Source organism: Pyrobaculum islandicum DSM 4184, from assembly GCF_000015205.1.
Taxonomy (GTDB): domain Archaea; phylum Thermoproteota; class Thermoprotei; order Thermoproteales; family Thermoproteaceae; genus Pyrobaculum; species Pyrobaculum islandicum.
Map to the genome: position 1 here is coordinate 1,510,232 of NC_008701.1, position 26,884 is coordinate 1,537,115.

Genomic DNA, 26,884 nt, shown 5'->3' on the forward strand with positions numbered 1-26,884 from the left:
CTGTAATAAGAGAGAAACTTAGAAATTGCAAAGGCGAGATATTCAGGATTTTGCAAATACAGCAACAAAGCAATAGCTTAACAGATGAATAGCTACTGAGCAATTAAGCGATATAGCCAAAAAGTAAACTTTTTAAAAAAAGTAATGATGGTTGTAATTATGGATTATCACCATATCGGAATTTATATAGCTGGCGATATTATAATGTCAGAAAACCCGGGAGAGGCAATAAAGAAATGGAGATTGATATTTGGGCTTACACAAACAGCTGTAGCAACTAAGTTGAATACCTCGCCAAGCGTAATAAGCGACTATGAATCTGGAAGAAGAAAGTTTCCAGGCTCTCGCTTTGTAAGGAAATTTGTACAAGCACTTATAGATACAGACTTAGAACGAGGTGGAATGGTAGTAAGCCTACTAGAACGACGGTTGCTTAAAGATAAGTTTTGGATTGCTGTTTTAGATATGCGAGAGTTTACAGAGCCTGTACCTGTTTCGACATTTTTACAGGCAATAGAGGCAGAGACTCTGGTGGCGCCTCCCCCAAATCTTGATATACATGGTTATACAATTGTAGATAGTATAAAATTAGTATTAGAAGTCCCCCCGGCTGAATATGTACGGCTGTATGGAAGTACATCACAGCGTGCAGCAATTTTTACAAAAGTAAGTACGGGAAGATCGCCGATGATAGCCATAAGATCTATGTCGTCTGTGTTAAGTATAAAACCTTCTATAGTAATTCTTCACGGAATTAAACCAGACGCGGTCGATCCGTTGGCTGTCGAAATAGCTAAGAGAAGTTACCTCCCACTTGCAGCCACAGATATAAGTATTGAAAAAATGATAGAAAGCTTAAGAATGTTTAAGTAAGTTACTTAGATTTATTCTCATTTATAATTCTTGAAATCCTTAGCAAATTACCAAGGCCTCTAGTAGCCTCATGTCTTTTTCTAAGTCTCCTCTCCCTGGCCTTCTTCTTGAATTTATAGTTATGAGTCTCCTTAAATCTTGTCGAAATGAGGCCGCGAGATCTCCTACCTGCAGATGTAAGTCCTCTGAACGCTCTACCACGCTTTTGTTTTACTCTGATGGTTCTTGGAAACGTCGGCTCAGGAGGTGCGGCTTTCCCCTCAAGTATATCTATAAGCCACTTCCTTAGCGTTTCTATGTTATGCAGCCATTCGGTTCTTCTCCTCTCGTCTACAGGTATGCCTAATATTCTCGCTTGGTATATGTTTAGACCCACAGCTTTTAACTCTCCAATAGAAAAGCCCCTTCCTACTCTCCACTTGGTGATACCTCCGGCATTTATCCTGCTTGGCATTTTAACAAGCGGCTTAGGCACTATAGACATCAAAACGACTTCATCTTGTCTCTATTTAAATTTACTCTACGACGTCTATGTCTTCTAACGAGTACGACGCCTTTGGGCGGTTCATGGGCGCCAAGTTTTGCCAAATGCGGCTATTTACTTTGAACACAACAACATCGCCGAAGTTTAAAAAAAGTATATACGTAACCACATGTTAAAGCGCTACTCTTTGGCGCGAAAGCGATTATTATTATAACAAACTTTTTTATCTTCGAGTTCCTCGTAACTAGATGCATAGAGCAATTGCTACCGTTGCTGTGTTTAAACTTCTCATTTTTCTTGTGACATTTTTTACAACAACGAATCTAGACCCCATTCTATTGGTAAACTTTATTCTAATGTCTATATCTGCTATTATAGTAAGAAGTGTACAAGAGGGCGAGGTTGCCCTTGTATTAATAGCTCTTATATTGTTAATAGATGCCATAGGACTTTTCCTGTCTTTCATAACATTATCATTTACAATAATACTGGCTTACGTCTTTCTTCTGATCTGGGATATTCAGATATTATTATTACTTAGACAAATGATATAACTATTCTACCACTTTTATTACCCTTTGTACTTTATAAAAATCCAAATAGCCCCAAGCCTCTAATATTATCACTATCTCCCCTCCGCCAGACGTAATTCTAAGAATGTTATTTTTTATGTCAAGCTGTATGTTGCCTTTTGTTTCGATTTTATAATTAAAATTCTGAATGAATATATACAATTTTTCTAAATCTATAATACTTCCACTCTTTACTAAGGTTGGCAAAGGATAATTTCTTAGTATATTAACTAATTTATAATCGTGCTGAAGTCTTTGTACAAGTAAGATACCTAATGTCAATATTGTTAACGATGAAAGTATTTCTAGTGTTAGATTCATGAAAACTGTAATTCTTTAACTATCATATCTCTAATGTCGTCTATAGATAGAGGAATTACTTTTACACCTCCGAAAAAAGCGACGTTAATGTCGCCACACCAACGCGGAATTATATGTATCTCTGTGTCAGTAATATGTATATTGAACCCCTCTGGTTTCAGTTTCTTTTTTTCTATCATAATCGCCATATCTATTCTCTTCTTCAGCTCAGCTAGCTCAGTAAACTCTAGGTCAAAAATAGGCTTGTCAACTCGAAATATAATATGCCCCCCGTTAAATGGTCTAGGTGGTATATCAACTTCTACTATCACAAAGCTAGATAAAAAACACTATATTAATTTATTTTACAGGAACTTTTATATTAAGCGTTTTTGCTAATTCTTTATACCTATTTCGAACTGTCACCTCAGTGACGCCAGCTGCAACAGCGAAGTCTTTTTGAGTCCTATTATCGCCATGTAGCAACGACGCTATATACACCGCCGCGGCGGCTAGCCCTGCAGGATCTTTTCCGGCTGTTATCCCGGCTTTTTTCGCCTTCTGTAAAATCTCGATAGCTGTCTTAACTACCTCGCCGCTGAGCTTTAACTGCTCAGCTATTCTCGATATATAGAGCACCGGGTCGCTTATTGGAACCTTGACATTAAGCTCGCGGAGAAGTAAGCGATAGCAACGAGCCACCTCTCTCCTTGAGGCTTTAGTATATCTCACTAACTCATCAAGAGGTCTCGGCATTTTCATCATACGACATGCCATATATAAGGCGGCTGCAGCCATAGCCTCCACAGATCTGCCTCTTACGAGCTCTTTCTCAAGCGCTTGTCTATAAATCTCGAGCGCTTGCTCAACACATGGCCTCGGTACGCCCATAGAACTTCTCAATCTCTCTAGCTCTTGAGCTGCCTGTATGAAATTTCTTTCATAAGATGTCTGAACACGGGCTCTTGTTTGCCATTTCCTTAACCTGATTACCTCAAGCTTCCGCTTTATGTCAAGCTCCTTGCCCGAGACATCTTTATCTCTCCAGTCTATAACTGTTGTAAGCGCCTCAGATATTAGGCGGGTCAACGGCGCCCCTGTACGCGCCCTCTGTCCTTTCTCCTCTGAAGTAAAAGCCCTCCATTCAGGCCCTAGGTCTAATAGTTGCTCCTGTACTACCGCGCCACACACAATACAGACGATCTCCCCCCTCTCGTAGTTGTATACAAACCTGTCATTACCACAAATAGGACACCGATAAACCTCGCCAGTATCTGTAACAAGACTTAAATACCCCTCATTATCTCTGTCTATACGTAGCTTAAGGGGTTTCCCAGAAGACGTCGGACTTGACGACGACATAGCGAGTTTATAAACTTTTTGAATTTAAAAACTTTTCGTTTAGCTTAAAAACAACTATACGGCTTGTTTTAAAAGTCTTCTTATTTTTGCAAGAGCTCCAAATATCTGTGTAAGTCCACGAGCCCCCCTCAATGTGGCATAGTGAGCTTCTGCGATGATATACGCAAGCTCTGGCTTTACATACTCCGGGACATCTAGTCTCAAAACTTCTCGATGTATCTGTCTAATGATTTCTAATTCGCCGACGCCGCCGTCGACAACAAATCCATAGATCTGTGTCATAGCCTTACTAAAATTCCCCTTCAACGCCTCTTGCAAAGTTTCTCTTAACAACCTAGGCGATACCATGCCGAGCGCTCTAGCCACAACATCCTCTGTAATCTCCTTCTCTGTTGCCGCGGCTATCTGAAGCGCATTTATAGCCTTTCTCATATCTCCTTGTGTAAATTCATATATTGTTTCCAGGGCGTCGTCAGAGATTTTAACACCCTCGTTCTCTGCGATATATCTAAGCCTAGAAATAACAGCTTCTTTGGGAAGGGGATTAAATCTGATCATGACTACCCTCGATTGTATAGGCTCGATAATTCCACTTATGTAGTTTGCCAGTAGTATGAATCTTGTGTTTTGTGCGTATATTTCCATTATTCTTCTTAGTGCTTGTTGTGCGTCGCTTGTCATGTTGTCTGCTTCGTCTAGTATGACTAGTTTGAAGGGGGCTTTGCCTACTGGGGCTGTGCGGGCGAATTCCTTTACTCTCTCCCGGATTACGTTTATACCTCTCTCATCTGAGGCGTTGAGCTCTAGCGTATTCTCACGCCAATACTCGCCGTAGAGCTCTCTCGCCAAGACAAGAGCCATGGTAGTCTTCCCAGTGCCAGGAGGGCCGTAGAAGAGGAGATGCGGCATATTACCACTCTTCACAAACTCCCTAAGCCGGCTCTTAACCTCCTCCAAATCAACCACCTCATCAAACGAACGAGGACGATACTTCTCAAACCAAAACAACTCGCTCATATGTAGAATTCCTCTGCGAGCTCGGTTTTTATGTATTGGCCACTTTTTAACAATACATAACCCAAGCGGTTAAGTATCTGGAGAAGTTCATAGTCACGTTCGTTAAGCTTTTCGGCGTCTTTAACAGACATGGGGAGTCTGTCTAAGAGCTTTCTAGCAGCCTCCTTTAAAACTACCACCTCTCTATTTGCGCCTTCGTCATGAAGTACGAGCACAAGACCTCTTTCCATAGCTTGTCTCAAAGCTTGTCTAGACTTGACTTCTGAGAGAGGAATAAACTTTCTCTCTCTCAAGACTTCTATAAACGACTTGGTCTCGCCCTCTGGCTTCGGCTTGCCTCTCTTTATCTCTCGCAATTCTTCAAGAACTGTGTTAAGCAAGATCTCTAGCTCGTCGAGTCTTTCAAGAATTCTCCTGAATTCTTCACAACTCATTCAATAACATCTGGCAAGATATTATTAAGTGTGAATCTCCACAACGTCATTGTCAGAAAGCACGTAATCGCGGCCCACGCGTTTGGGACTCTGCGGAAAGGTATCTCTCTTCCATACAACTGCGTATTTAAAAGTATCCACTAGGGAAGAGTGAATTAAAGCTGCAACATCTTTTACTGTGGAGCCGGCTTTTACTACAATTGGCTTTCTTACGTAGGACTTTGAATGTATAGGTTTTGTAAATACTCTGATTCTACCCGTGGTCTTTAAAAGATCCTCTAATAACCTTCTCCTATCTATATCACACGTCCTCAGATTCGCTATGTGATATAACACCCCGCTTTTAGTAAAGTACGCCGCTAACTCCCCTGGGTTATATAAATCCGGCATGGTAACTATAGCTATTGTCGGCTTGAATTGCTTTTCAATATAAAGCGCTTCTTCGACGTCATCTAGTGTTACATATCCGCTTATATGTACCACCGCATGATAAATCCCATAGTCATTTAAGAGCTTTTTAACATCGTTTAAAGTCCCGCCGACTATCTGACCCTGGCCAACTATCTGAATCCCTCCAAGACCCCGCCTCTCCACTTTCACGTAACTACGTGGGGGGTAGAGATATACGCCCTCTTCTTCAAAAAACTTAAAGATCCTTTCCAATGTGCCTACTGCGCTATTCGCGCCTATGACAAGTAAAACAGCGTCTGCGTTTCTCACAGTTGCCAGAGTTATTGTATTAAGCTCGCTTTGTTCGTTCAACACTAGACTCGGCGTTTTCACAAGTTGTATATAGACGCCGTCTTCTATATACATAGCGGGGACAGGTTCCGCCGTTGAAAAGGGCAAGTCATCTGGCTCTAGCGTAGTATTTGTAAGACAACGTAAGAGAGACGTCTTACCTGAACTAGGCGGACCAATAACAGCAACTTGTAAATCGCCTTCTTTAGCCACATAGAGGCGGGGGCCACCGCCACGTAATATACGTGTCTTTTCTCGTCTCTCCACAGCCTCTCTTCTTAACTCAGCAAGTCTGCGTCTAATGTGTTTAATTAACTTCTCCGTACCCTTATGCTTGGGTACTGTAGACAGAAACTCCTCCATAGCTCTAATTTTCTCCTCCACAGTTTTAGCCTCCATTACTTTTAACCAAGCAGCCTTAGCTTCCGCCGGCAAATTAGCGGGCACAACAACAAAAGCGTATGAAATTTTAGTTTTACAACTGAAAGTCTCGTCCTTTAGGGTGGGGATATCCAGCGGCTTATAGTTATGGCAGAGGGGTTTGGGCGTTGTCTCTTGTCGGGGTTGTCGGCGGGTGTTGTGGTGGAGTGCCCCCCTCCCGCCAGAGGTAACCTAGCTACCGACAAAGATGTAGACGAGAAGAAACCCCGCCCTTCAGAGCAGGGAGCGCGGTCATATCAACGCCTTAGAAACTTTCTAATACGTTCTCTAGTTTCCTCGCGTGTACCGATCTCCGCCAGTTTGAAAAGATACGGAACAGCCTCCTCTACTACGTCTAGTAGCCAACGTCGAGGCTTTATATGTTCTTGTGTATAAACTGGCGGCGAAAATAACTTCTCTATGCTTAGACTGCCTATTTCAGACACTATTCCGAATGAAAGAGCTTCGCGTGTGTAAAATTCTCTATTCAACATAACTTTCAGATATCCTATAGGAAATAGTCGATTTCCTATAGCTATGGTGTACGGTGGAAACACCCCGAAGTTTATGCCTTGCAATGAGAACTTAATATTCTCGCTAGAGGCAATAACGTAGTCAGTAAAATATAGAAATTCTACCCCAAAGCCGTATACATCCCCAGTAACATATGCAATCACGCGGCCCGGACAGCTAAGGATCTTCTTCACGAATCTATGGATCTTAAAGAGATACTCTAAGACATCATCTTTATTTTGTAAAAATATAGAGAGGTCAAGACCTGAGGAAAACACAGGCCCTTCATTAGTTACCAAGACATCTCTATCACAACTTACATTCATTAGTTGGTTTATCATCTCAAGCGAGAAGACGTTTCTCTTTTCGCCTGTTAATACCACCTTGATATATTTACCAACTGTCTCAATTCTTACCACAATATAGTCTAAATCAACGCATATTAAACTGTGATACAAACGCTCCTATGTCCGTAGATATTGAAAAAATCAAACGAGACATACCGAATTTAGTACCCTACGCCGGGAAATATGTAGATCCACCAGAGGGAGACTATGTAAAATACACAGGGCCAGGCCAACTTAAGGTTCCCGACAAGGTTATAATAGGCTATATAGAAGGCGACGGTATAGGCCCCGAAGTAGCCTACGCCGCAATTAAGGTAGCAAACGCCGCTGTAGAAAAGGCGTATGGCAAATCGAGAAAGGTCGTGTGGTACGAAGTTTTAGTTGGTGAAAAAGCAGAAAAAATACTTGGGAGTAGACTGCCAGAGCAAAGCATAGAGGTGCTTAAAAAAATAAGAGTCTTTCTTAAGGCGCCATTAGAGACTCCAGTAGGTGGAGGCTTCAGAAGTCTTAATGTCACATTACGTCAATTGTTTGACCTATATGCGAACATAAGACCTGTGAAGTACTTCCCCGGTCTCCCATCACCACTTAAAAAACCCGAAGTTGACCTAGTGATTTTTAGAGAAAATACCGAAGATGTATATGCCGGTATCGAATGGCCTTATAACAGCCCAGAGGCGGCTAAGCTTAGGGAATATCTAAAGAAAGAATTTGGTATAAATTTAAGAGACGACGCAGGTATAGGCATAAAGCTTATAAGTAAATTCGGGACACAGAGAATTGCAAGACTAGCGCTGAAATTTGCAGTAGAAAACAAAAGACGAGTCGTAACTGTGATGCACAAAGGAAATATCCAGAAATACACGGAGGGCGCCTTTAAAGAGTGGGCATTTGAAGTAGCGAGAAATGAGTTTAGAGAATATGTAGTGTTTGAAGACGAACTTGCGCAATACGGCGGCCAAGTACCGCCTGGCAAAATCTTGGTGAATGACAGGATAGCAGACAACATGTTACAACAGCTCCTCACACGGACAAGAGAATACGACGTGATACTTGCCCCAAATTTAAACGGTGACTACGTATCTGACGAGGCGGCGGGGTTGGTAGGCGGCCTAGGCGTTGCACCAGGGATAGACGTAGGCGACTGGGGCATGATGGCGGAACCTGTACATGGAACTGCGCCAAAGTATAGAGGCAAAAACTATGTCAATCCCACTGCCACAATTCTCGCACTTGAGCTCCTCTTTAGATTTATTGGCTGGAGAGAAGCTGCTGAATTAATTACAAAGGGTATTGAGACGGCGTATAGGGAAGGTTATTTCACCGGCGATCTGGCGAGACAGTTAGACGAAGAGGAAAGAAAACAAAGAGTTAAAGAGGTACTAGGCACACAAGAATTTGCAAACAAAGTGGTAGAGATTATAAAAAGTCTATAAATTAGACTTCTTTCGCAAATATATACTCCACAGGTCTAAAACCCATCTTTTTATAGAAGTTTATTGCAATTTCATTTAACGCAGGAAATGATGCCATGATAATCTCAGCGCCTTTCCTCCTTAGCTGTTCGATACCCTCTATCATTAATCTCTTACCAATGCCTCTTCTCCTATACTCAGGTAATATGTAGAACTCCTTTATTACACCTGCGTATTTAGGCTTGTAGAAAATCCTATCCTCCACATCGCCCTTAAGCATGCCTACAACCTTGGATCCTTCTATAGCCACAAGTAAGACCGATGTGGGACTAGCCATAGAATCTTCGAGATATTTTCTCGTAGCTTGTTCAATATCCGGAGCTACCTCAAGCAGCGGGTCGAATTCTGCATTAAGACGCTTTAACCTAACGACCAACTGTACTAATGCATCAAGGTCTTCTTTAGTGGCAGGTCTTATTACTAGAGTTGGATACATATAGAGAGAATTTTGTGATATTTTTAAATATTTGCAATAAGCCTAAAATAAGAGCAAATATGTTTTAAAGATAGAATAATTAAAATATAAGAGTTTAATATTGATTGTATGAGATTACAAATCCATAATAATATATCATTTAGTTTTTATACTATTCAATAAAGACTATGTTACTATTTATAAATTTCGAAATAGTTACGTTTTCAATTTTTTTAGTTTTTTTATTATATAGACTTATAAACTTATTATTTATGTGTATAATGGTTAATTCTTCGTCTCCCATTCTTATTATATCGCCTGGTTTATATGTGAGAATACGTAGGGAATATGTCATATGGTATACTTTTTTACTATTTTTCACACCTACAACTTTTGCCGACTCTATAACATGACTTGGAAACTCTTTGTGTAATACGTAAGTTAAATGACGTGCCAGACTTATAGAAGTCGTGTATATATCAATTCCGTTTTCCATAAACTCTATATTACTTATATGGCCTACTTTTTTCTCTCTTAGTTTAAACCGTTCATGTTCTATTATGGCTAAAATCTTCTTTTTAAGCTGTTCATCTAATCCCCTTGGTATTGTACGTATCTGCAATAATGCAACCTCTTTTTTACTTAGAATTTCTTTACAATAATTACAAATATCATAGTTATATTTTATAAAAAACTTATATGTTAAAGCCCGCGGGAGTATATGCGGATGCGGAGAACCCCTTACGGTCACAGTTATAGTAACACCCTCTTTGTTCTCAGATATTTCCAAGTTCTCTACTAAGCCCCTTACAACTCCCTTTTCAGTAAGAACTTTTCTAAAAAAGTTTGTCTTTTCTACTTTTTCTGTCTTTATCCATCTACCCTTTAGGAAGATAGCCCCGCAGAATTTACACTTTAGTAACGTACTATCAAATAGACTTATGAGGGGATGTCTCTCTATATAACACTCCTCACACATGCCCTCAATTAGTCTATCAACAAGGCGGCCGCAGTAAGGACAAGGTACTTTAGCCACGGCTGTAATTACGTCTTTCTAAAAATTTTCTAACCTCTAACGCTATGACGTATGCTAGAGGTGGGGGGACGCTTTCTCCCACTTGGTTATATTGTGCATCTTTTGAACCATAGAACACATAGTCGTCTGGATACCCCATGAGTCTTGCTTGTTCGCGTACAGTTAGAATTCTATGTTCCTCTGGGTGTACAAATCGTCTAGAGCCCATAACTGTAGGAGCTATATCATCCCATATGAGTCTTATATAGTTCTCATAGAATCCCACGGCACCTTTATATCTCATGAGGGCCTCGCCTGGCTTGAGCCTAGTTATCCTCTGTTGTTTCTTGGGGCTGAGACTCACTGTCTCGTGATTTGGGAGTTGTCCGCTATCTGGAGGCGGCATATCTCCTATAGCTTCTCTAACTGTAACCCGACGTGTTTTCGGCGGCTTAATTTCTATGTTTGAAATAAAGACTCGACGACGCCGGCTGGGAACTCCATAGTCTTCTGCATGAAGTATGTTAAAATACACATGGTAACCCACTCTTTTGAATTCTCTCTCAATGTAGCTTTTCAAAGGCTCTTCCGCCAACGCGGCGACATTCTCCATTACAAAAACCTCGGGCCCTAACTCTCCTACTAATCTGATAAATTCTAAAGTCAACTGGCCGGCCGGATCTACATAAAGCCTATCTGCTGGATCCTCCATCCTGTTGGGGTTTGCGGCTGTAAAAGGCTCGCAAGGCGGGCTACCGATAATGATTTTTATCTCCCCGCCGTATTTAACTAAGTCTTTATAATCCACATTTGCTACATCTTCCTGGAGAACGACCGTATTTTGATGGTTTGCGCTGTAGGTGCGGGCGGCGTCTCTATCTATTTCAACTGCTACCTTTATCTTAAAACCCGCCTTTCTGAACCCTAACCCAAATCCACCAGCACCAGAGAAAATATCGGCAACATTGTACACCGGTTTATAGTGAGTAATTTATTTATATACACAGTCCCTAGGTTTTATGGGTTTTTCCAAGCTGTTAAAAATGCGTATTAGTGACATAGTTAAATTGGAAAAACCCGATGTGTTAAGCTCACGCTATGGCAAAGCGTTTGAAAAAGCAGTTCTCGCGTTAATAAAAGCAAAAGATGCTGTAGTTGCAATACGCACCTTTATAGAAAACTACGGCGAGCCACATAGCGGCGCCTTTAGTAAACTGTTGAAACTTATGCCGTGGGCAAAAAGGGTGGTAGAAATAGAGCCAGCACCACCTGTTACACTTCGCATAGACGATGTTGTCATAACCGCGCAGACGGATTTTATAGTGAAATATGACGATGGGAGAAAAGAGCTCATAGAACTGAAATCTCATATTATAAGGAGTGGCGAGTGGAAAATCAAGTCAGAGTGGTCTCTGGCCACGAAAATAATGCGTATGATATATAGGAAAGCAGGCTATAACTACCCTCTGAGACTCATATATTTTGTTGAAAAAAATGGAAAAGTTGTGCCAGAAGAGGAAGTCTTTGTGTATCCAAACGAAGACAAAGACGATGAAACCTTAATGAGAGTACTACGGGAGAGAGTTAAGAGCGTTGTAAACAAGCAAACTTCTGCGTAGCTAATTCGTGCGCCAACTTAATTATACCTACTGCAACCTCTAACTTATCTAAATGGTTTGGCTGTATCACGGCATTTTCATCGCCAATCATATATTCTATAACACAATCTTCTTCATCAGACCATGAAAATATTATAAACGTATAGAACCCCTCTCTCAGCTGTATTTGGGCAAAAGCCTCATATTGTCTCCATTCCACGGTAAATGCTTCTATCTCTTTATCTATCTTTTCCTCCAGTTCTCTAAAGTACTCTTCTACCTTCTGCCGCATGTATAGCTTTAGACCTCTCTTTAAATAGATTGGATTTTTTATAGAACGTGCCGATTATAGAAATAGCCAAATTCGACTTGGAAAGACTCGCCAACATAAAATTTGAGGAGGCCGCCAAACTGTTGGAGTACGTAAAGTGTGAAATAGAGGAGGACGTCGGCGAGAAGGTTAGGCTAGAGGTATCTCATGATCGCCCAGATCATTTCTCTGTAGAGGGCTTGGCGAGAACGCTCAAGGGTATTGCCGAAGTTGAAGTCGGGTTGCCGCGTATAACGTTATTACAGTCTTCTATAGAACTTAAGGCCGAGTACATCGAAGAGAGGCCCTACATATCCATGGCCGTAGTCCGTGGAGTTAAGCTAGACAATGAAGCTATAAGACAACTCATACAGCTACAGGAAAAGCTACACGACACTTACGGGAGAGGGAGAAGGAGATTTGCAATTGGTTTCTATGATATCTCGAAGATAAAGCCGCCAATATATTACAAAAGAGTTAGCCAGGAGGATGAATACGTACCCCTGGGATTTGATAAGCCGGTGAAGATATCGGAGATGTATAAACTTACAGAACAAGGCATTAAGTATTCGACCCTTATAAACAAAGAACGGCCACCTGCATTAGTCGACAGCGCGGGACAGATTATGGTCATAATACCAGTATTAGGTTCCGAGTGTTGTAAAATCACCGAAGATACACATGACGTCTTGATAGATGTCACAGGTACAGACTTACGCGCTATAAACAACGTAATGTCAATATTAATTTATGCGCTCTTAGAACGTAGTTCCACGAAGACCGTGGAGATAATTACAGGAGGACATGCATACAGACATACATACCACAGAATTGTCGTTGACTTAGAGAATATCAACGACCTGTTAGGCATTAGACTTAGTATACAAGACTTCGTAAAACTCGTGGAAAAAGCCCGCCTTAGTTACCAAGAGGGGGGAGTTCTAGCGCCTCCATATAGGATAAATATGTTATCTTGGGTTGATGTTGCAGAAGAGGTGGCAATTATGTTAGGTTATAATAACTTCCCAAGAGAAGCGCCTAAAATTTCGACAAGCGGAAAGCGTCATATAACTGAGGTGTTAACAGAAGAGGTGCGAAGGATACTACTATCAATGGGTTTCGTGGAGGTGAATAACTACGTGTTGACAGACAGCTCCATTGCCAATATATGCAAGCCTGCTCACATCATTAACCCTATCTCAGAGCTATATGGTTATGTGAGGTGTTCCATGATCACGCAATTAATCGTAACTGCCTCGACAATGAGAAGAAAAGAGATAAAACTATTCGAAGTAGGTGACGTTGTAGAAAATGGCAGAACTTGGAGAGATGCGACATTTTTATTGAGTCGAGACGGCGTAACTTTAACCGACGGGCTCTCTGTAATTAAAACACTATGTAATCGCTTAGGTTTTACCTGTCAAATATCGGAAACGTCATTAGAATGGGGGATTCCAAATAGAGCGGCGAGTATAAGAGGCGATGTAGTTGGATATATTGCAGAGGTAAATCCAGGACTACTACTAAAACTAAGACATACGCTCCCTACCGTCGTAGGAGTGTTGAGACTTGAAAACATTAAATAGTGGATGTGTATACTGGGGGTATGTCTGACGACATAGATGTTATAATTAGGAGAAAAGCACTTGAACTTGCCAAAAGCAAGATTAGAGAAAGTACGCAACATCCTAAGAGAATCTTAACAGACGAGGAGGCTATAAGAATTGTAAAAAGTATTACAACAGGCGAGCGAGCCGCCGAGATTATAGACAACGCATTAACACTCTACAAGCCTCATGTCGTTGCGATATTTAGAAAAATAGCTGAACTTCACCTCCAAGGCATCATTAGAGAACTAGCCGATTACGAACTATATGAGCTATTGCTAAGAGCTGGTTTTAAAGTGCCTGTAAAAACCGAGATAAAGATTGTCAGACATGGAAGAGAATACAAGATAGGAGAAAGTTAAGACTTTAGATAGAGTTCGTAGAGTTCATTCATCATGCCTCTCCAGTCGAACTTCCTCTTTACGTAGTCCACATATCGTTTAGTCACTTCTCTCTTTTCTCTCTTTACATACCTCATACACCGCCGGCATCCAAACCATATGAACCTATCATCTTCTACAAGCTCTAAAACACCACCACAACGTGGACATGTATTTACGGTATCGACATAGACCAAGCCCATATACACCTTTTCTGCTGGTTTAAAATTAGCTATACATAATTTACGTAAGTCATCAGCTATACAAAAATCTGTTCCCACCTTCTTCAAGCCCCAAGAGACTCAAGGCAGCCCCGGAGGGCCGACGCCACAAAGGGGTTACTTATTTTATAAAGCTCGGCGACGTGTGTAAAGGCGCTCAAAGATATAAAACAAAGTGGATATGGGAGATATGTACATACCTCTTTGGGTTGAGGCTTCACGTCTCGACCCGAGAGGAACTTCCTCAACCCACCCGCGGTGTGGGGGGCTCGTGAGGGGCTCTGCCCCGAGGTCTCTCCTCTACCGGCGTTGCGGGTGGGAAAGGGGAGGGACGTAGCAGCCGTGATAAACATCGAAAAACGAGCTCTGGAGGTACTTAAGGAGGGCCGCGTGCCGCCCGGCCCCATGCCCAATGACCCCACGCCCGAGGTATCCTGGATGCCCATGAAGGCGTGGGCGAGGAGAAAGTCCCTAGGCGTAGGGACAGACGGCAGACGGATAACGATTTAATATCATAAATTATCCGTAGCAACAATATTAAGACGGCTAGGTCTTATACATGTTTAAGTTCCTGCTAAAGCTCATAGGTAGCGATAAAAAAAGATTTGCCGAACAGATGAAAGAAGATATTGAAGTAATTTAACAGAGGTTGAAGTCTTCGAGGACAATACCCATCTCTCTTAGGTCTTGTGAAGCCTCTATATAGAACCTTTTAGCGTCTATACACCTACTTCTCCAAAATACGCTATCGTCTCTCTCGATCTCTAAAATTAACTTTGCCGCCTTAGCCACATACTCTAAGCGCATGTAAAAGTCCTCAGGGGGTGGGGGTAGGTTTATGCCTATTTGGTTGGCGTATTCTATAATAATCCTAGGGCGTCTAACAGCTTCCCACAAGAAGTCATAAAATAACGTCATAGCACAAGTTTTTTGCGTATATTAATCCCTTGTAAACGCTGATTATATGCTCTTTTTGAGATTCGCTTTGGACAGACTGTGTCGTAAAGCTGCTCCTCTAGATACGGCAGTCCGTACCGCTATGCCAACTCTTTCAACTTTCTCCGCAACCGCCCAAGGCCGTCTAGGAAGTGTTTCTTCACGCCGCCTCCGTTCCCCTCCCTGAGTTCTCAATAGCTTTTGTCTTCCATCGTGTCTACCACAATTGCGGCTTTATGCTCCATCGCCAGTTTTACGATCTCACGGAGCTTGCCCAATTAGCTAATGTGGGTGTGGACCTTGTCTCGTGATTTCCTTGGGCAATCTTGTGATGTACTCCTCCACCGCTAGGTTTATCCTTGTAGCTAGGTTTAGTACGTCTGGCCTCTCCTCTACCAACTGCCGCGGTATCTCCACTTTCAGCGTCTTGTAGGCTGGACGTATGCGGCGTGGGGGAGAAAGACTAGGTTGTTGGGGGCGTTCCCAAGGTGACGGGGTGAAAGAGACAGATATAGTCTACATCCAGCCGTCCCGCCGATATTTGTCAGTAGTGTGGTTTTCTCCGATTCTATTGTTCTAGGCCAAAAAAGATATGGGAACTCCTCCAGAAGACCAAACAGCTCACTTTTTCTACTCCGGCGACCATCACACTTTTAAACTCGTAAACCAGCCTAGGAGCAGACTCCGCCAAGCCCCCGTCCGCCCGGACACGGCCAGACCCCCACGCCCACATCCGCAGACGCACCCCGAGCCCCCAGAGAAGGCCAGTCTAACAAAGGGGGTTATATGCTATCTCATTGAACAACAAGATGAGTCTAATATTGAGAACGTCTAGTTCCGCTTTTACAGACAGTCCTCTCTGAGTTTGCGGAAGTCATAGTTCGATAGGTGTTACAAAACCTCTTTTTACTAGTTCTATGGGTTTAAACTTTAGGAGAGAGTATTCGTCGCCTCCGCCTCCATAAACATAGTCTTCTCTAAGTAGCTCTCTGTCTATATATACTGGGATGTTTAAAACCGGTGGTACGCCTCCCACAGAGTAGCCAGTGGCTGTAAATACCTCGTCAGGTGTAGCAAGGCGGCAACCTAACAATTTGGTATTAAGTCTTTTAGTTCCACGTATTACATATGCTCTGAATTCACCGTTGCAGTAAACAACTATAGTCTTTACAATTTTATCCTCGCTTACTCCAATCGCTTGTGCGGCCTCTCTTACTGTGCGCACGGGAGTTTGCAACCTTATGACCTCGCCAAACTCTTCAAGTCTCATGACCTAGACGTCTACAACGTATTGTAACATCCAATAGTCATCTATTTGTCTTATTTCCATCATGTGGAATGTCATAGCCTTAACTATAAGTCCAGTAAATCCATGCTTCTCTATGTCATAAGGCTCTCCATATAACACGGCCTTTATGTAATAGACGTCATTTTTTCCCAAGTTTAACACGATTTCACGGCTTATGGCAAATTTCTCCGTATCAAAGAGAAATAACAGCTCGTCTATCCACCTGAATAATAGGCCTTCTAAGTCGTTATAATCTATCGTGATCTCCTTTGCGTATCTAGGCTCTACTTTTTCCGTGTGATAGGTCAATTCTGCCAGCGCGATTGCCGCGTTTTTAAACGCCTCCTCTAGAGTACATCCATATGCTTGTATTAAGACATCGGCTGTATGCTCGCCATATCTATAATCAACAGGCTTGCCACACTTCATGTATAAACCACAAGCTCTACCTTTTTAAAATCGTTTTAAGACAAAATACCCTATGAAACTGCAGGTTGCCCTTGATCTTACCGATTTGCGAAAAGCTATAGAGTTAACAAGGGAGCTCTGTAATGTCGGTCTCGAGATCGTGGAGGCAGGCACGCCGCTTATAAAACTGTACGGATTATCAACTGTTAGCGCTCTTAAAGCCGCATGTCCCAAAGCCGAAGTTGTAGCCGACTTAAAAACGGCAGACGTTGGAGCGCTGGAGGCACGGCTTGCTAAGGAATTCGGCGCAGATTGGGCTACTGTACTTGGCGCGACAAATATAGAGACTATCGAGGATTTTATCAAAGAAGGAAGGGCTTTAGGCCTAAAGACGGCCGTAGATCTAATCGGATTACCTAACGCTTTAGAGCGAGCTCGTGAAATTATGAAGACAGTTACACCCGACCTCTTTATATTTCACGTTGGCGTAGATGTGCAGAGAAAGACCGGGCTAAAATTTGAAGACTTGCTCTACAGCGCATATAAGCTAAAAACAGAAGGTGTCGGTGTTGGTATTGCTGGAGGCATTACAGAACAAGAAATTAGATTTATAATATCTAGCAGAAAGTTAGTTGATGTTATAATTGTTGGAAGAGCTATAGTAAATGATCCTTTGCCTTTGTCTAAATTTATAACTATGAATAATATTTTAAAACAAGCTAAATCAGAGAGTTTATGAAGATTGTACTTGTCGCACTTCCGGGTAGTGGAAAAACTACAATAATGAACTTTGTAAAACAGAAACTTCCAGATGTACAGATAGTAAACTACGGCGACGTTATGTTAGAAATCGCAAAGAAAAGATTTGGAATACAACATAGAGATGAAATGAGAAAGAAAATCCCAATTGATGAATACAGAAAAGTTCAGGAGGAGGCAGCAGAATATATTGCGTCGTTAGCCGGAGATGTCATCATAGATACCCATGCGTCAATCAAAATCTCGGGGGGTTATTACCCAGGTCTTCCAGATAGAGTAATTACGAAACTTAAACCAGATGTTATTTTGCTAATAGAATATGATCCTAAGGACATAATTGAAAGACGTAAGAAGGACCCAGAGAGGTTCAGAGATGTAGAGACCGAAGAGGAGGTTGAAATGCACCAGTTGGCTAATAGATACTATGCCTTCGCTGCAGCGAATGCCGGCGAGAGCGCCGTACATATACTCAGTTTTAGAGGGAAGCCCCAAAGTAGACCATTTGAACATGCCGAAATAGCTGCCGAATACATAGTAAATCTAATACTCAGAGCAAGGCAGCAGAAGTCTTAAATAACCTCCCGTTGAGAGATGCATGCCTAATGCGCTGATATATATTATAGATATAACAAAGAGGGAAGAATATTCCACGCTAAAAAATTTTATAGCAAAAGCCGGTTTTACTACTAAAACCGCGATAGGCTCTCGCGATGTCAATGCAAATTACGATATAGACTTAATGAATATAGCAAAGGAAAGTGTGGATAGACTTGCTGAAGAGTTCGACTTATTGGCGCTTGTAGGCGGCTATAAGATTTATTATTATGTCTTAAGAAAGAGACCGCCGCTGAAGATTTGGGACCTAAATATAGATTTAAACGTGCTCAATACTATGGTAGAGAGCTTTTCTAAAAATGGGAAACTGCTAGTCGCGCCTCTCGCCGTACCCGCCTATCTGGCTCAACTTGGCCTACTTAAGGGCAGAAACGCCACGGTGTATCCCACTACTGAGTTGGTAAAAATTCTCAAAGAGAATGGTGTAAACTTTATAAATGAAAATATTGTAAAAGATAAAAATATCATAACTGTTAAAGATATTACTACAATAGGAGAAAAAGAGTTTTTAGGTGCATTCCGTGAAGCAACTTGAAAGTTTTGAGATACCACGTACCGTAATCTTTGGACCAGGCGCGATTTCAAAAATACACCAAATTGTCGCTAGTCAAAAGGCTTCAAAGATCTTAATAATCACTGGCAGATCTGTAACTCTCCAATACGCAAAGACTATTGCAGATATGCTTACAGATCGTTCGGTGGAAGTTTTGAGATACGATTACATAGACATAGAAAAATCCGGATTTGACCTAGTCCTCGGTGTTGGGGGCGGAAGACCTATAGACATGGCTAAGGTTTATTCCTATGTACATAAGAAGCCGTTGGTTATTGTTCCAACCTCCGCGAGCCACGATGGTATAGCTTCGCCATATGTATCATACACCCTAGCCCAAAAGATGATAAAATATGGAAAAATTATGGCATCTCCTATCGCGATAGTTGCGGACACATCCATAATTCTAAACGCACCCTCACGTCTATTAAAGGCAGGGGTTGGAGATTTGCTTGGTAAAATAATCGCCGTGAGAGATTGGAAACTTGCACATAGATTAAAGGGAGAGGAGTATAGCGAATATGCGTCTCATCTTTCTCTCACAAGCTATAGGATCGTTGTGGCAAACGCCGCGAGGATAAAAAACTTTGTACGCGAGGAAGATGTTAGAGTGCTTGTCAAAGCGCTCATTGGATGCGGAGTAGCGATGGGCATAGCAGGTTCTTCGCGACCTTGTAGCGGCTCTGAACACCTTTTTGCACACGCCATAGAAATAAGGCTTGAAGAGAGTGGCGGAGATGCAATACATGGGGAGCTTGTCGCCCTGGGGACTATCATTATGGCATATTTACATGGGATAAACTGGCGTCGTGTAAAGAAGATAGCAAAACTTGTAGGACTCCCCACTACATTAAGAGAGGCCGGAATAGACTACGACTTAGCTATAGAGGCCTTAGTCGTTGCACACACGTTACGTCCCGATAGATATACTATTCTCGGTGATGGTTTAAGCAAAGATGCCGCAAGAAGAGCCATTGAGGCCACGGAGCTAGCTTAGAAAAAATAAAAAACAGATATTACGACAAGCTTGGTGATTGAGAGGTTTCCGGAGCGATAAGGTGAGCGCGCCGAGAGTTCTGATAACCCTGATATTTATATCAGTAGAAGTCTTTTATTTCAGCGTCAAATAAAGGAACAAGAGGCAAATATAGCGGTATAAAAAGCGCAACTGTAGAAGGTATCGCCGACGTAGCTACTATACCAATTTCGCCTATAAACACAACGCCTACCACTAGGCTGTGTTTAGGAAAATAAAGCCACCCTGGCCCTTCTAGTTTTTCATTAATTTTTATCTTTGTCCCCTTAATTCCCACAATTCTCACTTTTTTCACTTTATCTATATTATTTAGTATTTTAGTAATAAATTTATCTGCCCTGCTTAGAGGAAGAGATATTATAATAGATTTTTTATACTTTGTATTTCTTATTACAATATACTTTTTATTTTTGCTTCTGTATACTTTTATATGTACATAATTTCTCATGTTTTCATTTCTCACAGTATTCGAAAAATTTAATTATATATCTCTTCTTATTACGTTTGTGACAGAAAAATGGTATCGACTTGCAGTCGACATTCATAGAAAATATGGCGGTAAGATCTCCGTAATGCCTAAAGTTCCAATAAGATCGCTGGAAGATTTCGCCATTTATTACACGCCAGGTATTGCTGAGGTCTCTAGACAAATATCTATAAATCAAGAGCTAGCTTTTGAGTTAACATCTAGGTGGAATATCGTAGGTGTTATAACAGACGGTACCAGAGTGTTAGGACTTGGTAATATAGGTCCAGAAGCTGCGTACCCGGTTATGGAGGGCAAGGCGCTTATTTTTAAATACTTAGGCGGCGTAGATGCGATACCGATTCCCATCCGGGTAAAGACTCCAGACGAGTTTATATTTGTAGCGAAAGCCCTAGAGCCGGCGCTGGGAGGGATAAACTTGGAAGATATAGAGTCGCCTAAGTGTTTTTATCTTCTTGACAAACTTAGAGAAGAACTAAAAATACCAGTGTGGCACGACGACCAACAAGGTACGGCTACTGCCACGCTTGCTGCTTTAATAAATGCTCTTAAGCTAGTCGGCAAAAAAATTAGCGATGTCACAATCGCTCTAATAGGCGCGGGGGCTTCTAACATATATACAGCTAGGATATTAATTAAGTACGGAGCTAAACCTGGCAATCTTATCCTAGTCGATAGCAGAGGCATTTTGCATCCCGAGCGCGAAGATATAGACAAAATGATGATAGAAAATCCGTGGAAGTATAAATACGCCATAGAAACTAATGCGGAGAGACGTAAAGGTGGAATCCCTGAAGCCATAAAGGGCGTGGACGTTGTCATAGCTGCGTCTAGGCCAGGCCCAGGCGTTATTAAGAAGGAGTGGATCGCTACGATGAATAAAGATGCAATAGTCTTTGCACTAGCAAATCCAGTTCCCGAGATTTGGCCTTGGGAGGCAAAAGAGGCAGGCGCCAGAATTGTGGCTACCGGTAGAAGCGATTTTCCAAACCAAGTGAATAACTCTTTAATATTTCCGGCAGTGTTCAGAGGTGCCCTAGATGTGCGGGCAACCACTATAACAGATGAGATGTTAATAGCAGCAGCTGAGGAGGTGGCAAAATATGCAGAAGAGAGGGGAATAAGCGAAGATTACATAATACCTAAGATGACCGAGTGGGAGGTGTATGTCAGAGAGGCGGCTGCCGTCGCCGCAATGGCTTCTGCGCAAAAAGTCGCAAGAATACCAAGATCTTATAAAGAGGAGCTAGAGATAGCCCGTTCTATAATTGAAAGAAGTATAAAAACAGTTGAAATATTAATGAAGGAAAGAATTATAGATTAATTTTTATCTTTGTTCTATTGGTATGTACTGTAAGTCGTGAGGTCCTACGTAGCATGCACGCGGCCTAAATATCCTATTATTCTCCCAGTACTCTAATATATGGGCCACCCAACCTACAACCCTCGAGACTGCAAATATTGGGGTAAAGTACTCATATGGTATCCCCATGTAGTAGAACGCTATGCCAGACCAGAAATCTACATTTGGAAATAGTCTCCTCTGCTGGAAGTATGGGTGATTAAGAATCTCTTGCTCGATTGCGCTAGCTACGGCAAATATTTTCTTCGGGTCTCCAAACTTTGTGACATACTCTCTGCTGAACTCCTTGAATATTTTAGCCCTTGGATCATATGCCTTATAAACCCTATGACCTACACCCATTAGCTTTGGCCCGCCTGGCTTAGTAGCCGCTTCAACAACCTCCTTAGCTTTTGAGGGATCTCCTATCTCTAGGTATCCTCTTACAGCCATTTCGTTAGCCCCGCCATGTAAAGGTCCTTTTAACGCAGCCACTGCAGCAGCAACAGCAGAATACATGTCGCTAAGTGTAGATGCTACAACATGCGCGGTAAAAGTACTCGCCGGCACTTCATGATCGGCATGTAAGATTAAGTAGAGCTCTATACCCTTTGTAGCAAGAGGGTCCGGATCTTTGCCGAACATCATATAGAGGAAGTTGGCGGCATGAGATAAATCGCGCCTTGGTCTGATTATGTCAAGACCACGGGAGAATCTGTAATGATATGCGACGATCGTCGGCATTTTTGCTATAAGTTTTTCAGCAACTCTATAGGCAAGCTCTTTCTCCTCTGCTTTATATCTTCCCACTTTGAGAGCCTCTGCAAGTTTTAAGTTATCCTCATCGAAAGCCCCCTCTGCAGCCACTGCGGACTCGATTGCGAACATTGGATGCGCCTTAGAGAGGTTTTTGATAATTTCTATGGTTGCCGAGTTTAAGTCTCTGTATGTTTTAAGTCTGTTAGTAAAATCCTCAAGCTCTTTTTTATTCGGAAGCTTCCCATAGAGGATGAGGTAGGCAACCTCTTCATATGTTGAATGGCGTGCTAAATCTTCTATTCTATACCCCCTGTACCATAGAATACCTTTTTCTCCGTCAATATCACTTATGGAAGTAGATTTTATCAAAACATCCTCTAAGCCATGGATTATTGGACCACATGGCGATTGTAGTATTTTTCCAGCAGTTTTTATTTGTACAGTTTGCTCACTCATATAATGGGATTTTAGACTTCTAAATTTTGTTTTTGTATGACTATCCGAGCAAATAAATTTGCCAAAATAAGTATCAGATAGGATGCCGACAGTCACATGTCCGCCGGGTTCCTATCATCACTAGTTGTTATAGATAAAAATAAATTTAAAAACCTAACACTCTGAGATTTAAATTAAATACAGTTTTCATAGATATAAATTATATAAGTGATAAAATTTTAAGAAATGAATTTTGAACATTTTAGCTCTATTAGACCTAATGCATCTGAAAAGGTTTCACCACATACAACGACAAACGTTGTACCTTGGCTACTGTATGCCCCAAGCGTTTTAGCTAACGCTATGCTATACCTTTCGAGAGAATCTTCGGTAGGCGGAATTTTCAACTTACCGTCTTTTTCCACGATTATTAATGCCCCACATGCACCACGTCTCACGAGATCATCGCGTAGACCTAAGACGTCATTTACATATTCATCGACCACATATGCGATACACCTCTTACCACACAATACTTCTCTTGCCTCTTCTACTACGAATATATCTCTAATACGACAAAGGCTCAGAGCCTCCCTTAGAAAAGATGCGCCGCTCTCTGTTATCTTAACTCCCCCTCTCATCACAATGATATGACTTAGTTCTCTGCCGCCTTCTAACAAAGCTCTTACGACACCTTCGCCGATTTTAAGCTCCTCAGCTAGGTTCTTCCTACCCCGTGGAGTGTTAGAATTTTTCAATACAGCGAGCATCTGGAGATAAACCACCTCTTTGCTCCTCTTCACACCTTAGTATATCAATAAGCTTAAAAATTTTTAAATAGGATATAATAGTGGTGTTATGTCAACTATTAAAATCGAAGAAGTTAAACCACGTGTTGAACGATTTGCGGCCCACAGCCATATAAGGGGATTAGGTGTGAGAGATGGCAAAGTGGAATTTATTGCAGACGGATTTGTAGGCCAGACAGAAGCGAGAGAAGCCGCATATATCGTTGTTAAAATGATTAAAGAGGGCAAGTTTGCAGGCAAAGGCGTTTTAATCGTGGGACCGCCCGGCACGGGTAAGACAGCATTGGCGTTAGGTATTGCCAGAGAGTTGGGCTCAGAGACCCCCTTTGTGGCTATATCAGCTGGTGAGATATACTCACTAGAGGTCAAGAAGTCGGAATTTCTAATGAGGGCTTTGAGAAGAGCTATTGGCATTAGAGTAAGAGAATGGAGAAAAGTCTACGAGGGAGAGGTGAGAAGCATAGAATTTAGGTACGGGCGCCACCCGTATAACCCCTATTTACAAAGGGTACTGGGCGCCACGATAAAACTACGTACTAGAGACGATGAAAAGACATTACGCGTGCCTGCAGAGATAGCACAACAACTTATTGAGCTTGAAGTCGAGGAAGGTGATATAATTATGATTGACGAAGAGACGGGAACTGTCACTGTAGCAGGCAGAGGCGAAAGTGGAGAACAATACGATATAGCTGTCAGGAGAAGAATAGAACTACCAAGGGGACCCGTTTACAAGGAGAAGGAGATTGTGAGATTTTTCACTCTCCACGACGTAGATATGTCTCTGGCTAGACAGAGGGGCATTATATCAGCTATGATATTCGGCTTTGCAGAAGAAGTTAGAGAAATACCAGACGAAGTGAGGAGACAAACAGATGAAATCGTGAAAAAAACAATTGAAGAAGGCAAGGCGGAGCTAGTGCCCGGAGTCTTGTTTATAGATGATGCACACCTATTGGACATTGAGGCGTTCTCCTTCCTTACCAGAGCCATGGAGACAGAGTTTGCACCTATTATTATAATGGCGACAAACAGAGGATTTGCAAAAATAAGAGGTACAGACATAGAGGCGCCACATGGAATTCCACAGGATATGCTTGATAGACTTGTAATTATCCGCACAAGGCCCTACACCGCAGAGGAAATTAGAGAAATCATAAATATAAAAGCCCGTGAACAAAACATCTCACTGACAGAAGATGCACTCAAACTTCTGACTTCTGTAGGCGTTGAACACTCTCTGAGATACGCGCTCCAATTGTTAATCCCGGCCTATATACTAGCAAAAGAGAGGGGGAAATCCGCAGTAGGCCCTGAAGAGATAGAATACGTAAGAAAACACTTTATATCTGTAAAAGAATCTGTTGAATATGTCAAGTCTTTAGAAGAGAAATTCTTGAAGTAGCTTTTCTCTTTTGTTTAGCCAAGTAGATGTTGTAAACCGCGTATAGAATTAACAACTGACCTATGTCTAAGTATATCTGAGAAGCCTCCTTTACCGAGATTATATAAAACAACGGATATATAGATACCCCAGAGCCGGGAGGAGATGATGTAAAGAGAAGCGTCAAGTAGTGAAATACCGCTATGAGAATAGACAGTACGGCTAACGTCCACCGAACTCTAATATTTGGCTTCAAAAAGAACGTAGCCACTACAGCCGAGAAAAACAATACTGTTAACACCACAGTTATTCTCCAGAAGTAGAGCCAAATGGGTATACTATTAATCGCTTTAACCCCCTCATTAGTTAAGATCTTGTTTGGCGGAGGCCTTAACGCATCTGATATCAAATACTCCACAGGCGATAATGCAGATAAGATTACCAAGACAACTACTAACAATGTGAAAGCCAGAAACCTCATTTAATCGATTGGAGTATCCTATACTGCTCCCCTAGTAAACCCAAAGTTGCGTTAAAAATTAACATCGCCGCCAATGCCCATGTAACTATGTTGACTAACGCCTTGCCGTTTTTCTCGCCTAGTTTTCTCTGGACCACTGCGGCGACAAGTTGGCCGCCGTCAAGCGGGTATATAGGCAATGCGTTTAATACGGCAAGGCCGTAGTTAACCACTACAAGCCAGAATACTAACCTTGCAAAATCTGTGTTATATAGCTGGTCTCTTCTTATCGGACCCTCGTCGTATCCCCACAGAGGCAGACTACCAAGCCCTAATCCGAAGAATATTACGCCTTCTCTCTCTACTAGTGTTATATTAAAGGCTATTTGGGTAGTATTCCTTTCCACTACGACTCTTATCACGTCGCCAGGTTTACATCTGAATTTTATCTCTTGTAGAGATGTTATTAGTTGTCCACTCCACCTAATTTCTTCGACCACGCCGCACCCCTCGATTCTTTTTATAACATCTCCCGCCCTAATTCCTCCTTTATATAATGAGCCATCTGTGTAAAGCCATATTATCTTAGGCGTTGTTGTAAAGTTTGAATAGTCAACTACGACTTCATATTTATCAAACCACCTACCCACCACTAGAACCACCTTATCTCCTGGCTTACATTTAATAGTCTTGTTTACGCCAAGGAGAGGTCCCATGCCGGCTAGAGTATTTACTTTTATTAGAAAGTCATCGGGGGTGTATACCCTTTCATTAAAACCACATCCGTGCATTTCTAAAACCCTGTCGCCGGGTTGTATTCCAAGCGCTTGAACGCCAAAGACAGCTCCTTGCAAACCTGCCGATGCTCCCACCAAGCCTAACAACATGGCCGCTATTGCTAATACCACGTTTGCAGCCACGCCGCTGGCTAAAACGGCAACTTTTGCATCAGTGCCGGCTTTTTTGAAACTCTCTTCGTCAGGTTCTACAAACGCCCCGCTGAATATGTAGACTAAAGAGAAAACGCCCACAGATTTCAGAGGTATCCCATATCTTAATGCCGCATAGCCGTGCATAAGTTCGTGAGATAAGACAGCAACTACAATAGCCACCGCTAAATAGGGAAGTTGATCCCACGGGAGAGTTACGCCTGGCACAATTGGTGTTACACCTGCGGCATGTGTCGCTGCCTCACTTATTTGACCCCCCTTAATAAGTGTTTGGACAGCGCTTAGAGTGCCGCCTATCAACATATAGATAAAACCTTGTAGTATCTGAATTTGGCCGTCTGGTCTCACAATCGGCAATATGAAGAACACCGGCATTAAGAATAACAGTAACGTCGCTATGAGGTAAGCCCTAAGAGGTATAAAGCTCAATTTTTCAGCAAATAGTCGTATATATCTTACAAGTCCTTCACTCTTCCAATATATAGCTATGAAATACTTTACTGCTTGCTTATTAAGTAGATATACGACTCCGACAACAAAAAACCAACTCGCTAGGAGCACAATTAGCGGATCCACACG

36 protein-coding genes and 1 pseudogene are annotated in these 26,884 nt (G+C 42.0%); 14 read left to right on the forward strand and 23 right to left on the reverse strand.

Features of this window, described 5'->3' with window-relative positions; translation table 11 throughout:
* Positions 1-144: 144 nt before the first annotated feature.
* Positions 145-873: a helix-turn-helix domain-containing protein gene (locus PISL_RS08535; RefSeq protein ID WP_011763389.1), complete on the forward strand. Its 729-nt coding sequence runs from the start codon at positions 145-147 to the stop codon at positions 871-873.
* 1 nt (position 874) lies between these two features.
* On the opposite strand, the gene PISL_RS08540 is transcribed toward PISL_RS08535, so the two are convergent.
* Complete coding sequence (locus tag PISL_RS08540; RefSeq protein ID WP_011763390.1) at positions 875-1,357, reverse strand: ribosomal protein L13e; 483 nt, start codon at positions 1,355-1,357, stop codon at positions 875-877.
* A gap of 248 nt (positions 1,358-1,605) precedes the next feature.
* Between PISL_RS08540 and PISL_RS08545 the strand changes: the two genes are divergently transcribed.
* Positions 1,606-1,911, forward strand: a complete 306-nt coding sequence (locus PISL_RS08545) for a hypothetical protein (protein WP_011763391.1) — start codon at positions 1,606-1,608, stop codon at positions 1,909-1,911.
* Here the strand turns inward: PISL_RS08545 and PISL_RS11190 are convergent, their stop codons facing one another.
* The 7 genes from PISL_RS11190 to PISL_RS08580 form a co-directional block, all read right to left on the reverse strand.
* Positions 1,912-2,250 carry a hypothetical protein gene (locus PISL_RS11190; protein WP_011763392.1) on the reverse strand — a complete coding sequence of 113 codons (339 nt, stop codon included), beginning with the start codon at positions 2,248-2,250 and terminating at the stop codon, positions 1,912-1,914.
* Entirely contained in the window at positions 2,247-2,561 is a 315-nt protein-coding gene (locus PISL_RS08555) for an HIT family protein (RefSeq protein WP_011763393.1), read from the reverse strand. The genes PISL_RS11190 and PISL_RS08555 overlap by 4 nt, the downstream gene beginning before the upstream one ends.
* Positions 2,562-2,589: 28 nt before the next feature.
* Positions 2,590-3,591, reverse strand: a complete 1,002-nt coding sequence (locus PISL_RS08560; RefSeq protein ID WP_011763394.1) for a transcription initiation factor IIB — start codon at positions 3,589-3,591, stop codon at positions 2,590-2,592.
* A gap of 54 nt (positions 3,592-3,645) precedes the next feature.
* Positions 3,646-4,608 (reverse strand): replication factor C small subunit, encoded by a 963-nt coding sequence (locus PISL_RS08565; protein ID WP_011763395.1) that lies wholly within the window; start codon positions 4,606-4,608, stop codon positions 3,646-3,648.
* The gene (locus tag PISL_RS08570; protein WP_011763396.1) at positions 4,605-5,042 is read right to left on the reverse strand and encodes a hypothetical protein; all 438 of its coding nucleotides are present in this window, start codon (positions 5,040-5,042) and stop codon (positions 4,605-4,607) included. Before PISL_RS08570 ends, PISL_RS08565 begins: the two co-directional genes overlap by 4 nt.
* 24 nt (positions 5,043-5,066) lie before the next feature.
* Entirely contained in the window at positions 5,067-6,230 is a 1,164-nt protein-coding gene (locus PISL_RS08575; protein WP_011763397.1) for a TGS domain-containing protein, read from the reverse strand.
* Between the two features lie 230 nt (positions 6,231-6,460).
* On the reverse strand, positions 6,461-7,135 hold the full coding sequence (locus PISL_RS08580) for an enoyl-CoA hydratase/isomerase family protein (RefSeq protein ID WP_011763398.1): 675 nt from the start codon (positions 7,133-7,135) through the stop codon (positions 6,461-6,463).
* A 47-nt stretch (positions 7,136-7,182) separates the two neighbouring features.
* Between PISL_RS08580 and PISL_RS08585 the strand changes: the two genes are divergently transcribed.
* Complete coding sequence (locus PISL_RS08585) at positions 7,183-8,499, forward strand: NADP-dependent isocitrate dehydrogenase (protein ID WP_011763399.1); 1,317 nt, start codon at positions 7,183-7,185, stop codon at positions 8,497-8,499.
* 1 nt (position 8,500) lies between these two features.
* Here PISL_RS08585 and PISL_RS08590 read toward each other — a convergent pair whose 3' ends face one another.
* The 3 genes from PISL_RS08590 to PISL_RS08600 form a co-directional block, all read right to left on the reverse strand.
* Positions 8,501-8,974 carry a GNAT family N-acetyltransferase gene (locus PISL_RS08590; protein WP_011763400.1) on the reverse strand — a complete coding sequence of 158 codons (474 nt, stop codon included), beginning with the start codon at positions 8,972-8,974 and terminating at the stop codon, positions 8,501-8,503.
* 151 nt (positions 8,975-9,125) lie between these two features.
* On the reverse strand, positions 9,126-9,989 hold the full coding sequence (locus tag PISL_RS08595) for an NMD3-related protein (RefSeq protein ID WP_011763401.1): 864 nt from the start codon (positions 9,987-9,989) through the stop codon (positions 9,126-9,128).
* A complete protein-coding gene (locus PISL_RS08600) occupies positions 9,982-10,941 on the reverse strand; it encodes a DNA cytosine methyltransferase (RefSeq protein WP_011763402.1) in 960 nt (319 codons plus the stop codon). Before PISL_RS08600 ends, PISL_RS08595 begins: the two co-directional genes overlap by 8 nt.
* Before the next feature lie 46 nt (positions 10,942-10,987).
* Between PISL_RS08600 and PISL_RS08605 the strand changes: the two genes are divergently transcribed.
* Complete coding sequence (locus PISL_RS08605) at positions 10,988-11,587, forward strand: hypothetical protein (RefSeq protein ID WP_011763403.1); 600 nt, start codon at positions 10,988-10,990, stop codon at positions 11,585-11,587.
* Here PISL_RS08605 and PISL_RS08610 read toward each other — a convergent pair.
* Complete coding sequence (locus PISL_RS08610) at positions 11,553-11,858, reverse strand: hypothetical protein (protein WP_011763404.1); 306 nt, start codon at positions 11,856-11,858, stop codon at positions 11,553-11,555. The genes PISL_RS08605 and PISL_RS08610 overlap by 35 nt on opposite strands.
* Before the next feature lie 47 nt (positions 11,859-11,905).
* On the opposite strand from PISL_RS08610, the gene pheT reads away from it, so the two are divergent.
* The gene (pheT, locus tag PISL_RS08615) at positions 11,906-13,462 is read left to right on the forward strand and encodes a phenylalanine--tRNA ligase subunit beta (protein WP_011763405.1); all 1,557 of its coding nucleotides are present in this window, start codon (positions 11,906-11,908) and stop codon (positions 13,460-13,462) included.
* Positions 13,463-13,482: 20 nt separating this feature from the next.
* Entirely contained in the window at positions 13,483-13,845 is a 363-nt protein-coding gene (locus PISL_RS08620) for a hypothetical protein (RefSeq protein ID WP_011763406.1), read from the forward strand.
* Here the strand turns inward: PISL_RS08620 and PISL_RS08625 are convergent.
* Positions 13,842-14,066 carry a hypothetical protein gene (locus PISL_RS08625; RefSeq protein WP_053240470.1) on the reverse strand — a complete coding sequence of 75 codons (225 nt, stop codon included), beginning with the start codon at positions 14,064-14,066 and terminating at the stop codon, positions 13,842-13,844. The genes PISL_RS08620 and PISL_RS08625 overlap by 4 nt on opposite strands.
* Positions 14,067-14,274: 208 nt before the next feature.
* Here PISL_RS08625 and PISL_RS11425 point away from each other — a divergent pair, with 208 nt between their 5' ends.
* Positions 14,275-14,421 (forward strand): hypothetical protein, encoded by a 147-nt coding sequence (locus PISL_RS11425; protein ID WP_245218375.1) that lies wholly within the window; start codon positions 14,275-14,277, stop codon positions 14,419-14,421.
* Between the two features lie 5 nt (positions 14,422-14,426).
* Positions 14,427-14,594: a hypothetical protein gene (locus PISL_RS11430; RefSeq protein ID WP_245218376.1), complete on the forward strand. Its 168-nt coding sequence runs from the start codon at positions 14,427-14,429 to the stop codon at positions 14,592-14,594.
* A 129-nt stretch (positions 14,595-14,723) separates the two neighbouring features.
* Here PISL_RS11430 and PISL_RS08635 read toward each other — a convergent pair whose 3' ends face one another.
* The 5 genes and pseudogenes from PISL_RS08635 to PISL_RS08645 form a co-directional block, all read right to left on the reverse strand.
* Complete coding sequence (locus PISL_RS08635; RefSeq protein WP_011763409.1) at positions 14,724-15,002, reverse strand: hypothetical protein; 279 nt, start codon at positions 15,000-15,002, stop codon at positions 14,724-14,726.
* A 122-nt stretch (positions 15,003-15,124) separates the two neighbouring features.
* Positions 15,125-15,286: pseudogene (locus tag PISL_RS11435) on the reverse strand (zinc ribbon domain-containing protein); the annotation flags it as partial.
* Between the two features lie 16 nt (positions 15,287-15,302).
* The gene (locus PISL_RS11585; protein ID WP_280531763.1) at positions 15,303-15,437 is read right to left on the reverse strand and encodes a hypothetical protein; all 135 of its coding nucleotides are present in this window, start codon (positions 15,435-15,437) and stop codon (positions 15,303-15,305) included.
* A 457-nt stretch (positions 15,438-15,894) separates the two neighbouring features.
* Positions 15,895-16,290 (reverse strand): aminoacyl-tRNA deacylase, encoded by a 396-nt coding sequence (locus tag PISL_RS08640; RefSeq protein ID WP_011763410.1) that lies wholly within the window; start codon positions 16,288-16,290, stop codon positions 15,895-15,897.
* Positions 16,291-16,293: 3 nt separating this feature from the next.
* Positions 16,294-16,737, reverse strand: coding sequence for an archease (locus PISL_RS08645; RefSeq protein WP_011763411.1), 444 nt, complete (start codon positions 16,735-16,737; stop codon positions 16,294-16,296).
* A 52-nt stretch (positions 16,738-16,789) separates the two neighbouring features.
* Here PISL_RS08645 and PISL_RS08650 point away from each other — a divergent pair, with 52 nt between their 5' ends.
* Genes PISL_RS08650 through PISL_RS08665 form a run of 4 tightly spaced genes read left to right on the forward strand, consistent with a single transcriptional unit; the run spans position 16,790 to position 19,640 of the window.
* Entirely contained in the window at positions 16,790-17,455 is a 666-nt protein-coding gene (locus PISL_RS08650; protein WP_011763412.1) for an orotidine 5'-phosphate decarboxylase / HUMPS family protein, read from the forward strand.
* Positions 17,452-18,048 carry an adenylate kinase gene (locus PISL_RS08655; RefSeq protein WP_011763413.1) on the forward strand — a complete coding sequence of 199 codons (597 nt, stop codon included), beginning with the start codon at positions 17,452-17,454 and terminating at the stop codon, positions 18,046-18,048. Before PISL_RS08650 ends, PISL_RS08655 begins: the two co-directional genes overlap by 4 nt.
* Positions 18,049-18,070: 22 nt before the next feature.
* Positions 18,071-18,625: a DJ-1/PfpI family protein gene (locus PISL_RS08660; RefSeq protein ID WP_011763414.1), complete on the forward strand. Its 555-nt coding sequence runs from the start codon at positions 18,071-18,073 to the stop codon at positions 18,623-18,625.
* Positions 18,612-19,640 (forward strand): sn-glycerol-1-phosphate dehydrogenase, encoded by a 1,029-nt coding sequence (locus PISL_RS08665; protein ID WP_011763415.1) that lies wholly within the window; start codon positions 18,612-18,614, stop codon positions 19,638-19,640. Before PISL_RS08660 ends, PISL_RS08665 begins: the two co-directional genes overlap by 14 nt.
* Positions 19,641-19,740: 100 nt before the next feature.
* On the opposite strand, the gene PISL_RS08670 is transcribed toward PISL_RS08665, so the two are convergent.
* Positions 19,741-20,142 carry a hypothetical protein gene (locus tag PISL_RS08670; protein WP_167827681.1) on the reverse strand — a complete coding sequence of 134 codons (402 nt, stop codon included), beginning with the start codon at positions 20,140-20,142 and terminating at the stop codon, positions 19,741-19,743.
* Positions 20,143-20,185: 43 nt separating this feature from the next.
* On the opposite strand from PISL_RS08670, the gene PISL_RS08675 reads away from it, so the two are divergent.
* Entirely contained in the window at positions 20,186-21,490 is a 1,305-nt protein-coding gene (locus tag PISL_RS08675; protein WP_011763417.1) for an NAD(P)-dependent malic enzyme, read from the forward strand.
* A 3-nt stretch (positions 21,491-21,493) separates the two neighbouring features.
* Here the strand turns inward: PISL_RS08675 and PISL_RS08680 are convergent, their stop codons facing one another.
* Both PISL_RS08680 and PISL_RS08685 read right to left on the reverse strand, forming a co-directional pair.
* Positions 21,494-22,723: a citrate synthase/methylcitrate synthase gene (locus tag PISL_RS08680; RefSeq protein ID WP_011763418.1), complete on the reverse strand. Its 1,230-nt coding sequence runs from the start codon at positions 22,721-22,723 to the stop codon at positions 21,494-21,496.
* 218 nt (positions 22,724-22,941) lie between these two features.
* Positions 22,942-23,505, reverse strand: a complete 564-nt coding sequence (locus PISL_RS08685; RefSeq protein ID WP_245218377.1) for a DUF4443 domain-containing protein — start codon at positions 23,503-23,505, stop codon at positions 22,942-22,944.
* 55 nt (positions 23,506-23,560) lie between these two features.
* On the opposite strand from PISL_RS08685, the gene PISL_RS08690 reads away from it, so the two are divergent.
* Positions 23,561-24,916, forward strand: coding sequence for a RuvB-like helicase (locus tag PISL_RS08690; protein ID WP_011763420.1), 1,356 nt, complete (start codon positions 23,561-23,563; stop codon positions 24,914-24,916).
* Here the strand turns inward: PISL_RS08690 and PISL_RS08695 are convergent.
* Positions 24,885-25,376, reverse strand: coding sequence for a hypothetical protein (locus PISL_RS08695; protein ID WP_011763421.1), 492 nt, complete (start codon positions 25,374-25,376; stop codon positions 24,885-24,887). The two genes, PISL_RS08690 and PISL_RS08695, sit on opposite strands and share 32 nt — an antisense overlap.
* On the reverse strand, positions 25,373-26,881 hold the full coding sequence (locus PISL_RS08700) for a site-2 protease family protein (protein WP_053240471.1): 1,509 nt from the start codon (positions 26,879-26,881) through the stop codon (positions 25,373-25,375). Before PISL_RS08700 ends, PISL_RS08695 begins: the two co-directional genes overlap by 4 nt.
* Between the last annotated feature and the right edge of the window lie 3 nt (positions 26,882-26,884).

What these genes read in the sequence shown, in the direction of transcription:
- PISL_RS08535 (WP_011763389.1), top strand. Translation starts at nt 145, where the DNA reads ATGATGGTTGTAATTATGGATTATCACCATATCGGAATTTATATAGCT.
- PISL_RS08540 (WP_011763390.1), bottom strand. Translation starts at nt 1,357, where the DNA reads ATGTCTATAGTGCCTAAGCCGCTTGTTAAAATGCCAAGCAGGATAAAT.
- PISL_RS08545 (WP_011763391.1), top strand. Translation starts at nt 1,606, where the DNA reads ATGCATAGAGCAATTGCTACCGTTGCTGTGTTTAAACTTCTCATTTTT.
- PISL_RS11190 (WP_011763392.1), bottom strand. Translation starts at nt 2,250, where the DNA reads ATGAATCTAACACTAGAAATACTTTCATCGTTAACAATATTGACATTA.
- PISL_RS08560 (WP_011763394.1), bottom strand. Translation starts at nt 3,591, where the DNA reads ATGTCGTCGTCAAGTCCGACGTCTTCTGGGAAACCCCTTAAGCTACGT.
- PISL_RS08565 (WP_011763395.1), bottom strand. Translation starts at nt 4,608, where the DNA reads ATGAGCGAGTTGTTTTGGTTTGAGAAGTATCGTCCTCGTTCGTTTGAT.
- PISL_RS08570 (WP_011763396.1), bottom strand. Translation starts at nt 5,042, where the DNA reads ATGAGTTGTGAAGAATTCAGGAGAATTCTTGAAAGACTCGACGAGCTA.
- PISL_RS08585 (WP_011763399.1), top strand. Translation starts at nt 7,183, where the DNA reads ATGTCCGTAGATATTGAAAAAATCAAACGAGACATACCGAATTTAGTA.
- PISL_RS08590 (WP_011763400.1), bottom strand. Translation starts at nt 8,974, where the DNA reads ATGTATCCAACTCTAGTAATAAGACCTGCCACTAAAGAAGACCTTGAT.
- PISL_RS08605 (WP_011763403.1), top strand. Translation starts at nt 10,988, where the DNA reads ATGGGTTTTTCCAAGCTGTTAAAAATGCGTATTAGTGACATAGTTAAA.
- PISL_RS08610 (WP_011763404.1), bottom strand. Translation starts at nt 11,858, where the DNA reads ATGCGGCAGAAGGTAGAAGAGTACTTTAGAGAACTGGAGGAAAAGATA.
- PISL_RS08620 (WP_011763406.1), top strand. Translation starts at nt 13,483, where the DNA reads ATGTCTGACGACATAGATGTTATAATTAGGAGAAAAGCACTTGAACTT.
- PISL_RS08625 (WP_053240470.1), bottom strand. Translation starts at nt 14,066, where the DNA reads ATGGGCTTGGTCTATGTCGATACCGTAAATACATGTCCACGTTGTGGT.
- PISL_RS11425 (WP_245218375.1), top strand. Translation starts at nt 14,275, where the DNA reads ATGTACATACCTCTTTGGGTTGAGGCTTCACGTCTCGACCCGAGAGGA.
- PISL_RS08635 (WP_011763409.1), bottom strand. Translation starts at nt 15,002, where the DNA reads ATGACGTTATTTTATGACTTCTTGTGGGAAGCTGTTAGACGCCCTAGG.
- PISL_RS08640 (WP_011763410.1), bottom strand. Translation starts at nt 16,290, where the DNA reads ATGAGACTTGAAGAGTTTGGCGAGGTCATAAGGTTGCAAACTCCCGTG.
- PISL_RS08645 (WP_011763411.1), bottom strand. Translation starts at nt 16,737, where the DNA reads ATGAAGTGTGGCAAGCCTGTTGATTATAGATATGGCGAGCATACAGCC.
- PISL_RS08650 (WP_011763412.1), top strand. Translation starts at nt 16,790, where the DNA reads ATGAAACTGCAGGTTGCCCTTGATCTTACCGATTTGCGAAAAGCTATA.
- PISL_RS08655 (WP_011763413.1), top strand. Translation starts at nt 17,452, where the DNA reads ATGAAGATTGTACTTGTCGCACTTCCGGGTAGTGGAAAAACTACAATA.
- PISL_RS08660 (WP_011763414.1), top strand. Translation starts at nt 18,071, where the DNA reads ATGCCTAATGCGCTGATATATATTATAGATATAACAAAGAGGGAAGAA.
- PISL_RS08680 (WP_011763418.1), bottom strand. Translation starts at nt 22,723, where the DNA reads ATGAGTGAGCAAACTGTACAAATAAAAACTGCTGGAAAAATACTACAA.
- PISL_RS08690 (WP_011763420.1), top strand. Translation starts at nt 23,561, where the DNA reads ATGTCAACTATTAAAATCGAAGAAGTTAAACCACGTGTTGAACGATTT.
- PISL_RS08695 (WP_011763421.1), bottom strand. Translation starts at nt 25,376, where the DNA reads ATGAGGTTTCTGGCTTTCACATTGTTAGTAGTTGTCTTGGTAATCTTA.